Here is an 11043-nt window from a genome sequence, read left to right as displayed (position 1 = left end):
CGTCAGTTCTCCAATCTGTCGGAGCGGATGGAATATTCGAGGACGGTGAAGCCGAATGGATTGGTCCAGACCTCGTCGATGGAGCGGCGGGTCTCTGGGCGGAACTCGAAGAGAAGCGTCGCAGTGAAGAGGCCGGTCTGGGTGCCGTTAATGGACGTCAGGCGCTTGCGCAGGCGGACCGTCGCGCGGTTGGTTCCGATCCGGTTGATGCTGAGGATCTCCACGTCGAGCCGAGCATTGGGGCCATAGACCGTCGGCGGGTAATTCTCGTTGGCGCTGTTCCAGATCTGGCGCAGCCCGCTCTCGGCAGCTCCGTCCGAGCGGCGCAGGACGCTGCGGATGCGCAGATCGTTGTCGAGCTGGTTATAGACCTCCCGGTCGGTCACATAGCGGAACACCTCCGCCTCGATGATCGCCTGGTTGGCGGTCACCGAGGAAGCGCCCACCGAGGCTTCGGGGAGTGCAAAGCCGGTGGCGGGATCATAGGGGACAACGACGGGGGGCGGATCGACATCTAGGATCGAGACAGCTGCCGCGCTCAGACAGCCGATGATGCCGAAGACAAGGCCTATCAGGCCAAGACGCTGCCAAAGCCGTTCACGGCGCAGGGCACCGTAGACCAGTTCTTCCTCGATGATCTCTTGTTCACTCGCCACGCGTCACACCCCGCACTCACTCGGCCCGCAGCTCGGGCAGAGTGAAATCCATGAAGCGCTGCTCCTCGGCGATGGTGGCGGCATCGATCACGCCGCCGGTGCCATCGCCCACGGTTTGAATCGCTTCCAGCTGCCACATCGCCACGAGGGCGATGGCCAATTCAGCTGTCACGCGCGTGTTGAGATCGACGCTTTGCTTGAGCTCTTCCATGTCGTCGATGAGCCCGACAAGGCGGTCGACCCGCTCGAGCGACTGGCCGGCATCTTCATAGCTGTTCTGGGCGGCGGCTGAGACGAGCGCGCCGGTTGTTGCCTGCGTCGCCACGCGGTTGGCCCCGGGATTGCCGCTGGTGGCCATTTCCGAGAGCGTGTCTTCATCGAAGCCGAGATCGGCCAGCACCCGGTCCATCTGGGTTTCGATTTCGCCTGCGCCAGAGCCGGACAGGCCGGAGAAATCCCCAGTCTTGATCGCCTCAATCGTGGCGAGGATGTCCCCGAACTCCTGGTCGAGCAGGCCATTGAGTTCGTCTTCCATCTCGGTGCGAATGATTTCTGGAAGCTCGGCGAGGCGGGTGAGGGCCTCGTAGGTTCTTTGCAGCTCCGCGAGTTGATCCGTGAGTGTGGCAAGCTGTTCGCGGAGCTGCGTCAGCTGCTCGTTTTGCAGGATCTCGTCTTCGATCATCTGCCGGAGCTGCTGGATGTTTTGCGCGATGTTCTGGGTATCGACGACGGGCACGCCTTGTGCTGAGACAGGGGGTAGGGCGCTGAACTGCAAGCCAATGCCAAGTGTCGTGGCCAAAGCTGTCCTCAAGAGCAGATGTCCCATCATTCAATCTCCCTGATCGTAAAATCCATGAACGCGCCTTCGGCCATGCGGGCGCTGGCCTGGGCCAGCTCTTCGGCGGAGAGTACGCGGGTGCGTGCCGCCTGAAGCCGGATGCGGGCGGCCACGAGACGCACGAGTTCGGCGCGGGCATAAGTGTTGAGCGCAACGCTCTCCTGCACATCCTCGGTCTCGGAAATCCGTTCGACGATATCCGCAATACGCAGGGCGGCTTGCCTGATCGCGGCGGGTGAGTTGTTGCCATAGAAGGCCGCGCCGTGCCCAGTGAGCGAGAGGTTGGCATTGGCCAGAAGCGCGGGGTCGATCGTGCCAAGCGCTTCGATCCCGCCGATACGGGTCAAATAGAGGTTATAGCGTTCGGGGATCACCTGGACGTAGTGCTGGGTCTCGCGAAAGGGCGGAACGCCGCCATACTCGAAAACCCGGCCGGGTCCGGCGTTATAGGCCGCGAGGGCGTTGATGATGTTGCCATCGAATGTGTTGAGCTGGGTCGCGAGGTAGCGCGCGCCGCCATGCACCTGCAGATAGGGGCTGTCATAGTATTCCGGGTTGATGCCGAGATCGCTGGCGGTGCCCGGCATGATCTGGGTGAGGCCATAGGCGCCGACGGGAGACCGTGCACCGATCGCAAACCGGCTTTCCTGCCAGATCAGCGCTTGCAGCAGCGCGCGCCATTGGACGGGGGAGAGCCCTGCGCGGCCAACACCCGCAAAGCCGCTGGTTTCCTGGGCGACGCGGATGATGAGCTGCTCGATGTTCTCGGCGGCGTCGCCGAACATCTGCGCACCGCCGGGATTGGGGTCGATCTCGCCCGTGCCATAGACGGCTTCCACGGCGCGGTCGGGATCGCCGCTGCCGCTTTCCAGCCCCGAGACCATAGCCGGCAAGCCCTGACCGCCGAAGCTGGTCTGGGCATCGAGGATGCGTTGCAGGGTTTCCAGCTGCTCCCGTTCGATCTCGGCGATGAGTTCGCGCACGGAAAGCTTGTCGGCCTGGATCGCGAGGTCTGCCTCGCGATCGCCAGTCTCGACGATATCACGCGCGGTCAGCCCACTGTCATTGGTCGGCACGCCCTGAGACAAGGCGAGACCTGGCAGCAGGCAAAGCGCTAGGATATGAGGCAGGCTAGACTTCAATGTCCCCCTCCGGGGTGCCAAGGGGCGTGAAGTCACAATCAGGCGCGACGGGTGCTGTGGACGCAAGGAACGTGAAGCAATTGGCCTGCGGCTCCCGATACTGGGTGCAGGAGGCCAGCGCGCCGAGCGCAGCCAAAGCGATAAGAATACGGATCATGAAAGCCTCCAAAAATCTGGGCGGTCGCGGTAATCGGCGCCGACGAGCGCCTCGCCTTTCTCCATGCCGCCGAGGATGGTGAGATTGGGCCCGAGAGCACTGAGATCGGCATCGACCACGATCGAGCCCTGATCGTCGCGGATCAGTGCGAGGCGGCTGTTGCTGCCCGTGTTGAGAAGGACGTCGAGCTCCTTCTCCGTGAGGTTCAGCATGGCGTAGTCCGCAGGCTGCGCGCGGATATTGGGCAGCAGGATCTGCGTCGGAACGGCTTCGACGATGGTCTTGCCGGTCCGGGTGCGCTCAAGCTGGCTGGCATATTGCGTCATCATCACCGCGACGGTGTTCTGCTTGCGCGCAGTCACGAGCCAGTTCGACAGCCGTTCGGCGAAATATGCGTTGTCGAGCGCCTTCCAGGCCTCGTCGATCACGATGATGGTGGGGCGGCGGTCCTCGATCTCGCGCTCGACCCGGCGGAAAAGATAGGAGAGAACAGCCATCCGCTCCTTGTCGGCCTCGCTGTCGAGAATGCCGGTCAGATCGAAGCCCACCACATCGCCTTTGAGCGAGAACGTGTCCTCGAGGTTCTGCCCGAAGATCCAGCCGTAGCGGCCGTCTTCGGTCCACTCGAGCAGGCGCTGGTGCAGATCGCCGCCATCATCTGTGGACACAAAAAGCGATGCGAAATCCCGCCAGTTCCGCAGGGCCGGATTGGAGGCCTGGGCATTCTGGCGCACGACTTCCTGGATGCGGTTGGTCTGCGCCGGGGTCAGGGGTTTGTCGGCGCGGTAGAGCAGCGTTGTGAGCCAGTCCGAGAGCCAGGCGGTGCCACGACTATCGGTTTCAGTCCAAAGGGGATTGAGACCCGTGGGCTGACCGGCGTTCAGGGATGCGTAGCGCCCGCCATTTGCGCGCACCGCCATCTCTATGCCGAGGCGGTAGTCGAAAACGAAGATCCGCGCGCCTGCGCGGCGGGCCTGGGTCATCAGGAAGGCCGAGAGTACCGACTTGCCCGACCCCGGCCGCCCCATGATCAGGGTATGCCCGCTGGTCGGTTCTTTGTCCGGGCTGCCTTGCTCGTGATAGGAAAACCGGTAGGCGCTCTGCTCCGGCGTGGGCAAATAAGTGACGACCCGGCTCCATGGGGTTTTCGCGGCGGGTTTGCCGAGCTGTGTCCGGTGAAAGGCCGCAAAATCCGCGAAGTTGCGATTGGTGACGGCGCTCGCGCGGACACGCTTGGGTTGGTTGCCGGGATGTTGGCTGAGGTAATGTGCTTTTGATGCGACCCGCTCGCCGATCATTTTCACGCCCTCGGTCGCGGCGGCGTTCACGATCTCCGCGCTGAGGGTTTGCAGCTCTTCGAGCGTTTCGCAGAAGAGCGTCACGACCATATGGTGTTCGCCGAAGCTTTGGCGCTTGGCCTCGAGATCATCGGCGGCGATGTCGAGGGCTTCCATGAGCGAGAGGGCCGCGTCCTGGCTGGCCTGCATCTGGCGCTTTTGCCGCTTGATACGGCCCGCCATGAGGTTCGAATTGATCGGCGTGAAGGAGTGCGTCACGATCATGTCGACCGGCAGGTTCAGCATGTCGAACATGGTGCAGGAGGTGCCTTCCGAGTATTCCCCGATGGTGAAACTCTTGCCGTAGCGATGCCCCACGACGCCTTCCGAGAGCTCGAAATGATCGCCATGAAACGTCACGCGGGTATTGGCGACGTTGACGGACAAAAAGCCGTAGGTGTTTGCCGGGTAGAGCGGCAGCTCGGTGCCCGTGTTGAGCGCGCCCAAAAAGCCCACCAACTCTCCCGATCCGGCTGACAGCAGGCGCGGCTTGAGCTCGGTAAGCCCCGAGAGGAAGACGTTCACGGCCTCACCGAGGCGCTGCAGGCGTTTGCGGGTCTCCTCCTTCAGTCGGTCCGGCGCGCTGCGGCTCAGGAACGGCAGGAGGCTTTTCGGAGGCGGGCGGTGAATGACGGTGAGCGTCAGCGTCTTGTCGCGCAGCCCGCTGGTCTCGAGTTTCGCGCGCCAGCGCCGGTCGACTTCTCCCGCGAAGCTGTCCTCACGGATCGGGTCGAGATCAGGTTTGATGGCCTTGGAGACCTTGTGGAGGTAATAGCTGAATTCCGGCCCAAGTTGCGCGACGATGCGGGCAAAGAGCGCCGTCACCTTGTCGAGATAGGTATCGTCGGTCGTGTAGCTGTTGATCCCCTCGAGCCGGATACACCGGAAGAGCTCGTTCACCCGGGTCCGCACGGTTTGGTCGTCGACGAGGCTCACATAGGGCAGCATATGCGCGAGCCGGGTTTCTCGGGAATACCAGTCCGGCGTCAGGGTGCGGGGATCGAGCGTTTCGTCCAGGGCTTCATTATGGCGCATAGCTGTCCCCGCCATGGATGCTTCTGTTCCGCGTGGGCGGCGTCTCCTGCAGTGCCGTCATCATCACGTCGATGAAACGCGGGTCCCAATCCGCGGCCTTCCAGAGCACCGGATAGAGCAGGGCGGCGAAACCCAGCACCGCGATGTGCTGGACCCAGACGAACAAGAGCACCGAACCGAAGAGCCAGACCATCGCGTACATGATGGGCAGGCCCAGAAGCTTCGGCGGGCGCACGAGGCCGAGAAAGAGAGGCGCGCGCTCAGCCACCGGCAAAGACCGCGGCAACGATGGTGGGGGCGGCGGCAACACCAGCGATGCCCACGAGGACCCAGAGCGCCTGGCGCAGATCGATGATGTTGAAGAACCAGCTGAGAAAGACCCCGAGAACGGCAAGCGTCGCGATGACAACGCCAAGTGGGCCGGTCAGCGCATCGACGATGCCCTGTAACAGGCTCTGGATCGGGGAGAGATCAATGCTCTGGGCGAGGGCGGGTTCGGCAATCAGCAGGAATAGCGCCAGCGTGGCGACAAAGAGGTTTGAAATCTGTTTCATGAATTTGATCCTTCCAATCGGGCCACGACGGCCATGACGCGGGCCACGTGGTTCTGGGTTTCTCGGTAGGGGGGAACGCCGCCATACTGGCGGACCGCATCGGGTCCGGCGTTGTAGGCAGCCAGCGCAAGATGCGGATCGCCGAAACTCTCCAGCATCATGGCAAGGTAGCGGGCGGAGCCGTCGAGGTTCTGCAGCGGATCACGCGGGTCGACGCCCAGATCACGCGCCGTCGCTGGCATCAATTGACCAAGGCCAATGGCACCTGCACTCGAGATCGCATCCTGCCGGTAGGCGCTCTCAACCTCGATATTGGCGCGATAGAGCGTCAGCCAATCCGTCACGGAAAGCCCCGCGCGACGCAGGCCGGGATGGCCGGCATAGCGCAAGGCCGTGGTCTGAATCCCGGAGAGGACATCGGCGCGGGGCAGGGGAGCGGGCCGCGAGAAGGCTGCAAAACGCAATGCGTCAGGTTCAGTATCGGGTTCATCTTCACCGAGGATCGCTAGCTCATCAGCAGCAGACCCCTGACCTATGCCGTCATTGTAGTTGCGGGCAAAACTGTCCTGAGACCGGGATGGGGTCAGAGAGCCGTCGCTCTCCATGACCAGCACCATCTGTGCCGAGGTTGGCGCGGCCAGAAGGCTGAAGAGAAGAAGGCTAGTCGCTGGCGCGCTTGTCGGTGGCCGCCAGCTTATGCGAAGTCCGTTGGCCTTCTTCGAGTGGCACATCGGCATGGGAGAACCCGATGCCAATGAGGAAGGAGACCACGCCAGTGATCGTCTTGAACTCGCGGATCTTGATGTCGTTGTAGGTTGTTCGTGTGCGGGCGGTGACCAAGAGCTTCTCAATACCTTCGTCAGACACGGCACGCATGATCCAGACCCCGTAGTAGCTCGGGCCCTTCTTGTGTGCCGATTCCTGGCACAGGATTTCTGCGCTATAGCCACTTTCCACGAGTTCGCGGAAACGTGCTTCCGTAACCACATTTGGTGCTTCGATGTCCCAGTTCATGGCCCGGCTCACGCTTTCTTCAAACACGCAACAACCGGGCATTCCCACTTGAAGCCCAGAGTTACGATAGTATATTATTAATCGCAAGATATATTGCGACAGATACGGCTGTATCTCGGTTACACAAACACTAGGCACGGCCAATGGAGTCTATCAAGGAAAATAGGGGTTTCAGAAACCTGTGGTTGAGCCGGTGGGTGAAGATACAGGCTGTGGCCTTGCTGATGCTCGCTCCGGTCGCAAGCGAGGCCGGGTCATGCCTCGCCCCGGTCCAGCCGTTCGTTCCAAGCGATTCGCAGGCCGCTCGGGATTATGCCGACATCATCCGACGGGACTTTGAGGTCTACATAACGGACATTCAGGACTACTTCCGCTGCCTCGAGCAGGAGCGCGCGCGCGCCTTCGAAGAAGCCCGCGAAGTCAGTCAGGACTACGGTCGGTTTCTGGAACTGGTGGGGGATTGATGGGCGATTGGGTGTGCATCAGACTTGCAGCCCATGGAAACCAGACGCCGGTAACACCCTCAAATATCTACTTTTTAGATAACAGATTTCATCCGCTAGCGACGTCACAAAAGGTATGTGACGCGTGGCAAAGACAATCAGAACAAATGGCCAGTTGGCGCTCGTCCGTGCGTTGGTTGATGCACGTCAGAATGCGGGTCTCAGCCAGCAGCAGTTGGCGGCGAAGCTCAAACGCCACCAGTCGTTTGTGGCACGTCTCGAAAGCGGCGAGCGTCGTATCGACGTCGTGGAGTTTACAGTTCTGGCGAGGGTTATCGGCTTTGATAAAGATGAAGTCCTGTCGATTGTCGAAGCCGCCACGGAGCCCGACCACAGGATATGAAGCCAATGAATTGTTGAGAACGCGGAAACCCATTTTCCCGGTCTGATGATCATTCCCTCATCGAGGACCAGGTAGCCAAAATCAACGAAGTCCGGCGCGCGGTCGTAGTGAACGCTCTGCAACCCCACGCCGCAATTCGCAGCGCCACAGTGCAGGAAGTCAGTAAACAGTGAACGATGATAGGGGTGAGGGCGTCGCGATCGCCAATCTGATCGGGACCGATGGGTGCAGTGTTGTTGGTTGGGTTTATCGTTGGAGTACAGGCTCACATGCGGTGATGTGGGACGTCCAAGGGCCCCAGCCGGTATCGGAAACCCGGCCGGATATAAGTGACGAACAGAAGCAAGAAATCGACTTCGATGCGCTCACGCGGATTCGAAAAAGTGACAGTGGATAGGATTCTCACGCAGCCGCCAGTTCATATTGATGGAAAGGGTCTGCGAGCGTACCGGTCATTTGAGCTGATGGCAGCGAAGGTCTCGAAGGAGCCCAGAGTGAGCGATGCTGCGCGCTCCACCAATGTCAGTTTTGGTGGTGATCGGCGAAATTGTGTATTTTTGGAAGCACCGCCAAAAGCTCTACAAAGTGTTCGCGGTGCGCGGTATCACGGGAACCCCGCACGCATGTATGCGATGATTTTCCAGATTTCTTCTTCAGTCAGCGCTTCCCTGAAGGCTGGCATTTCTGTTCCGAAGCGCTGACCGCCCTCAGAAATTGCCCAGAGCAGATACTCGTCTCCCGACATCGGCATCTGAACAAACCATCTAAGGAGAGCCGGAGAAGGCACGAGAGACCGACCGGCCTCACCATCCCCGAGACCCTCGGCTCCATGACAACTTGCGCAGTTCGCTGTGTATAGCGTCTGGCCTTCCGCGATAACTTCAGGCGTCGCGCGAATAGTGTTCCGAGCACCCCGATAAGCTGCGGGCACGCCCTCGTTCATGTAAGTCCAGTGTCGTTGCATGCGCTGCTGCTGGCCTGGTCCCATGTTTCCGTGCCCCCAGCCAGGCATGCGTTCAGACCACATGTGGCCCGGTCCCATCGGCCCGTGGCCCCACCAATCGCCTCGTTGCTGCTGTGCGACGGCCACAGTGGCAATGATGACAAACACCGCGCCCAAACCCATAAATCGTAGTCTATGCTGTGTCATCGTCTTCTCCCTATTATTTCTGATCGTCTAATTTCACCTCAGGCTGCGTCATAACTCGTGAACACTTCGGTGCTACCGTCGCGCCGGATCAGGAATACTTCGTAGGCTTCCCGCTGATCTTCCGGCCCCATTCCGGGTGATCCATAGGGCATGCCTGGAACGGCGAGACCGACTGCATCTGGACGTTCGTCCAGAAGGCGACGGATGTCTGCAGCCGGCACATGGCCCTCGATCATGTAGCCATCGATCTCGCCCGTGTGGCACGACATCATGTCTTGAGGGATGCCATTGTCCAACTTGTGCCGAACCAGCAGAGTGCCAAAGCTGCGCTCCTCGGTTACACGAAAGCCTTCCGCTCGAAGAATATCGACCCAAACCCGGCAACAGCTGCAATTCGGGTCCTTAAGAACGTGGATCGACGGAGCTCCCTGCGCAATCGCGGCGAAGGGTGCAATGATGGTAAGACCTACAGCGGCTATAATAATTTGACGGCGCGTTACATCAATATCAGTCGTCCTTTAGCTCTGTCCTAGTCTATTTCATCGCTTAGTGGCTGCTTATCTCCCGCGATAGTTGTCGCAGGACTCAACGCCCCCTGCGACCACATCGAGAAGTGCGTCCACATCGCTCAACAGCGTTGCGATACGTGCGCTACTGATACGGTAGCGGATGAAGCGCCCATCTCGGTCGCTGTTAACTAGCCCGCACTCCAACAAGCATCGCAAGTGGTTGGATACGTTTGGTTGTGATAGTCCCGTACGCTCGACGAGTTCGTGAACAACCAGCGGCTCCCCGCACAGCGCGCCGAGAATAGACAAGCGGCTTGGGTCGGCAAAGCCGCGAAATAGTTTTGCTCGTTGTTCAATGGTACCGACCTTGCGGTCCACAACGATCTGCGTCATATCATTGCTCACTGATATATTATCCTTTGATCCACTTTAGCAGGAGAACTGCGATCATGGCCAACGCAGAAAGCGCGATAGCAGATATCCCATCCTTTCGTTACCGCGTTTCCGGCATGGATTGCGCCAAGGATGCCGCCCAGATCGAGCGGGCGGCGCAATCTGCGGGTATCGCGCCTGACGCCGTGAAAGTGTCTACTGCAACGCACATAATGACTTTGACAGCTCCCGAAGCGCGCTTGCCGGAAATTGAAAAAGCCGTCGAGACAACAGGGTATGGGTTTGACCGCATCGAGAGCGACGAAGATATTCAGCAAGGTGCGGCCCATCAGGACCCTGGCTATCGCCGCGCGCTCTGGATCGTTGTGATCCTGAATGTTGGTTATGGCGTTCTTGAAATGATCGGCGGGTTCATTGCCGGATCACAGGCCGTGAAGGCCGACGCGTTGGATTTCATCGGCGACGGCGCAATCACCTTCCTCGGCCTGTTGGCCATCGGCTGGAGCCTCGCTTGGCGAGCGCGGTCGGCCCTGATCCAGGGCATCTTCCTCGGCCTGCTTGGTCTTGGAGTCTTTGGCACGACCATCATAAGGGCATTCGAGCCGACAACCCCAGACGCCACTTTGATGGGGATTCTGGGCCTGATTGCTCTTGTGATAAATGTCATCTCCGTGCTGCCGTTGCTGCGGTACCGCAAGGGCGACGCGAACATGCGCGCTGTCTGGCTGTTCTCGCGCAACGACGCCATCGGCAACGCCGCAGTCGTTATCGCCGCCGGGCTGGTGGTTTGGCTAGGCAGCGCATGGCCCGATCTCATCGTAGCCTTCGGGATCGCCGGACTGTTCCTGCACTCGTCATGGGCGATCATCCGCGACGCGCGGGCCGATCTGAAGGCGGTGGCATGAACAGCCGCGTTCTCGGTGGGCTTTGCGCCATCGCCGCGTTTGGTGTTGATCAGGGCACCAAGGCTCTTGCCCTGAACTCCCCGGCGCTTGAGAACGGGGTCGAGGTTCTGCCCTTTCTCAACCTCGTGCGGGTTTTGAACGATGGGGTCAGCTTCGGTATGCTCGGCGGGGTCGTACCCTGGTGGGGTCTGGTCGCACTTGCTGCCGTGGTCGTGGCATGGCTGCTGATCTGGCTGTGGAAGGCTCCGGACAGGCTGACAGGTGCGGCGCTCGGTCTGATCATCGGAGGCGCGCTTGGCAATATCCTTGACCGTCTGCGCTATCAGGCCGTCCCTGACTTTCTCGACTTCCATTACGGGTCATACCACTGGCCGTCCTTCAACTTGGCTGACGTGGCGATCTTTTGTGGGGCAGCATTGCTGTTCTGGGACAGCTTTCGCACCTCGAAAGTCAGGCCGGAAAATCGGGAACAAGACAATCGCAAGGGAGATGTCACGGGGGGATAAC

17 protein-coding genes are annotated in these 11043 nt (G+C 60.4%); 5 read left to right on the top strand and 12 right to left on the bottom strand.

Translation table 11 applies throughout. The annotated features are described in order from the left end of the window. Window positions 1-2: 2 nt before the first annotated feature. The 9 genes from G5A46_RS18505 to G5A46_RS18470 are packed head-to-tail and all read right to left on the bottom strand — an operon-like array spanning window position 3 to window position 6733. A complete protein-coding gene (locus G5A46_RS18505; RefSeq protein WP_076981280.1) occupies window positions 3-656 on the bottom strand; it encodes a VirB8 family type IV secretion system protein in 654 nt (217 codons plus the stop codon). A gap of 16 nt (window positions 657-672) precedes the next feature. Then, window positions 673-1482: a type IV secretion system protein gene (locus G5A46_RS18500; RefSeq protein WP_163852064.1), complete on the bottom strand. Its 810-nt coding sequence runs from the start codon at window positions 1480-1482 to the stop codon at window positions 673-675. Beyond that, complete coding sequence (locus G5A46_RS18495; protein ID WP_204318809.1) at window positions 1482-2636, bottom strand: lytic transglycosylase domain-containing protein; 1155 nt, start codon at window positions 2634-2636, stop codon at window positions 1482-1484. Before G5A46_RS18495 ends, G5A46_RS18500 begins: the two co-directional genes overlap by 1 nt. Next, window positions 2626-2793, bottom strand: a complete 168-nt coding sequence (locus G5A46_RS19690; RefSeq protein WP_170846621.1) for a hypothetical protein — start codon at window positions 2791-2793, stop codon at window positions 2626-2628. The genes G5A46_RS18495 and G5A46_RS19690 overlap by 11 nt, the downstream gene beginning before the upstream one ends. Beyond that, window positions 2790-5165, bottom strand: a complete 2376-nt coding sequence (locus G5A46_RS18490) for a VirB4 family type IV secretion/conjugal transfer ATPase (protein WP_163851990.1) — start codon at window positions 5163-5165, stop codon at window positions 2790-2792. Before G5A46_RS18490 ends, G5A46_RS19690 begins: the two co-directional genes overlap by 4 nt. Further along, on the bottom strand, window positions 5155-5433 hold the full coding sequence (locus tag G5A46_RS18485; protein ID WP_040104433.1) for a VirB3 family type IV secretion system protein: 279 nt from the start codon (window positions 5431-5433) through the stop codon (window positions 5155-5157). The genes G5A46_RS18490 and G5A46_RS18485 overlap by 11 nt, the downstream gene beginning before the upstream one ends. Then, a complete protein-coding gene (locus tag G5A46_RS18480) occupies window positions 5426-5719 on the bottom strand; it encodes a TrbC/VirB2 family type IV secretion system protein (RefSeq protein ID WP_163851989.1) in 294 nt (97 codons plus the stop codon). Before G5A46_RS18480 ends, G5A46_RS18485 begins: the two co-directional genes overlap by 8 nt. Continuing rightward, window positions 5716-6336, bottom strand: coding sequence for a lytic transglycosylase domain-containing protein (locus G5A46_RS18475; protein WP_163851987.1), 621 nt, complete (start codon window positions 6334-6336; stop codon window positions 5716-5718). Before G5A46_RS18475 ends, G5A46_RS18480 begins: the two co-directional genes overlap by 4 nt. A 43-nt stretch (window positions 6337-6379) precedes the next feature. Next, entirely contained in the window at window positions 6380-6733 is a 354-nt protein-coding gene (locus G5A46_RS18470; protein WP_163851985.1) for a hypothetical protein, read from the bottom strand. A 224-nt stretch (window positions 6734-6957) separates the two neighbouring features. Between G5A46_RS18470 and G5A46_RS18465 the strand changes: the two genes are divergently transcribed. The 3 genes from G5A46_RS18465 (at window position 6958) to G5A46_RS18450 (ending at window position 8280) form a co-directional block, all read left to right on the top strand. After that, window positions 6958-7197, top strand: a complete 240-nt coding sequence (locus tag G5A46_RS18465; RefSeq protein ID WP_204318811.1) for a hypothetical protein — start codon at window positions 6958-6960, stop codon at window positions 7195-7197. A gap of 124 nt (window positions 7198-7321) precedes the next feature. Beyond that, complete coding sequence (locus tag G5A46_RS18460) at window positions 7322-7579, top strand: helix-turn-helix domain-containing protein (RefSeq protein WP_028284972.1); 258 nt, start codon at window positions 7322-7324, stop codon at window positions 7577-7579. A 494-nt stretch (window positions 7580-8073) separates the two neighbouring features. Next, a complete protein-coding gene (locus G5A46_RS18450) occupies window positions 8074-8280 on the top strand; it encodes a hypothetical protein (RefSeq protein ID WP_162797850.1) in 207 nt (68 codons plus the stop codon). On the opposite strand, the gene G5A46_RS19950 is transcribed toward G5A46_RS18450, so the two are convergent. The 3 genes from G5A46_RS19950 to G5A46_RS18435 form a co-directional block, all read right to left on the bottom strand. After that, complete coding sequence (locus G5A46_RS19950; protein WP_370687511.1) at window positions 8184-8522, bottom strand: c-type cytochrome; 339 nt, start codon at window positions 8520-8522, stop codon at window positions 8184-8186. The two genes, G5A46_RS18450 and G5A46_RS19950, sit on opposite strands and share 97 nt — an antisense overlap. A 245-nt stretch (window positions 8523-8767) precedes the next feature. Continuing rightward, window positions 8768-9235 (bottom strand): DUF411 domain-containing protein, encoded by a 468-nt coding sequence (locus tag G5A46_RS18440; protein WP_163852060.1) that lies wholly within the window; start codon window positions 9233-9235, stop codon window positions 8768-8770. A 51-nt stretch (window positions 9236-9286) separates the two neighbouring features. After that, entirely contained in the window at window positions 9287-9643 is a 357-nt protein-coding gene (locus G5A46_RS18435; RefSeq protein ID WP_239521095.1) for an ArsR/SmtB family transcription factor, read from the bottom strand. 44 nt (window positions 9644-9687) lie between these two features. On the opposite strand from G5A46_RS18435, the gene G5A46_RS18430 reads away from it, so the two are divergent. Then, on the top strand, window positions 9688-10536 hold the full coding sequence (locus G5A46_RS18430) for a cation efflux transmembrane domain-containing protein (protein WP_037207713.1): 849 nt from the start codon (window positions 9688-9690) through the stop codon (window positions 10534-10536). Next, window positions 10533-11042: a signal peptidase II gene (lspA, locus tag G5A46_RS18425; protein ID WP_058314162.1), complete on the top strand. Its 510-nt coding sequence runs from the start codon at window positions 10533-10535 to the stop codon at window positions 11040-11042. Before G5A46_RS18430 ends, lspA begins: the two co-directional genes overlap by 4 nt. Window position 11043: the final 1 nt, after the last annotated feature.

The organism is Pseudooceanicola aestuarii (assembly GCF_010614805.1).
In the GTDB taxonomy this organism is placed as follows: Bacteria; Pseudomonadota; Alphaproteobacteria; order Rhodobacterales; family Rhodobacteraceae; genus Pseudooceanicola; species Pseudooceanicola aestuarii.
This window is presented reverse-complemented; position numbering and strand designations above follow the sequence as displayed.

Coding starts and splice junctions, on each gene's coding strand:
- G5A46_RS18500 (WP_163852064.1), bottom strand. CDS start 1,482: ATGGGACATCTGCTCTTGAGGACAGCTTTGGCCACGACACTTGGCATT.
- G5A46_RS19690 (WP_170846621.1), bottom strand. CDS start 2,793: ATGATCCGTATTCTTATCGCTTTGGCTGCGCTCGGCGCGCTGGCCTCC.
- G5A46_RS18490 (WP_163851990.1), bottom strand. CDS start 5,165: ATGCGCCATAATGAAGCCCTGGACGAAACGCTCGATCCCCGCACCCTG.
- G5A46_RS18480 (WP_163851989.1), bottom strand. CDS start 5,719: ATGAAACAGATTTCAAACCTCTTTGTCGCCACGCTGGCGCTATTCCTG.
- G5A46_RS18475 (WP_163851987.1), bottom strand. CDS start 6,336: ATGGTGCTGGTCATGGAGAGCGACGGCTCTCTGACCCCATCCCGGTCT.
- G5A46_RS18470 (WP_163851985.1), bottom strand. CDS start 6,733: ATGAACTGGGACATCGAAGCACCAAATGTGGTTACGGAAGCACGTTTC.
- G5A46_RS18465 (WP_204318811.1), top strand. CDS start 6,958: ATGCTCGCTCCGGTCGCAAGCGAGGCCGGGTCATGCCTCGCCCCGGTC.
- G5A46_RS19950 (WP_370687511.1), bottom strand. CDS start 8,522: ATGAACGAGGGCGTGCCCGCAGCTTATCGGGGTGCTCGGAACACTATT.
- G5A46_RS18430 (WP_037207713.1), top strand. CDS start 9,688: ATGGCCAACGCAGAAAGCGCGATAGCAGATATCCCATCCTTTCGTTAC.
- lspA (WP_058314162.1), top strand. CDS start 10,533: ATGAACAGCCGCGTTCTCGGTGGGCTTTGCGCCATCGCCGCGTTTGGT.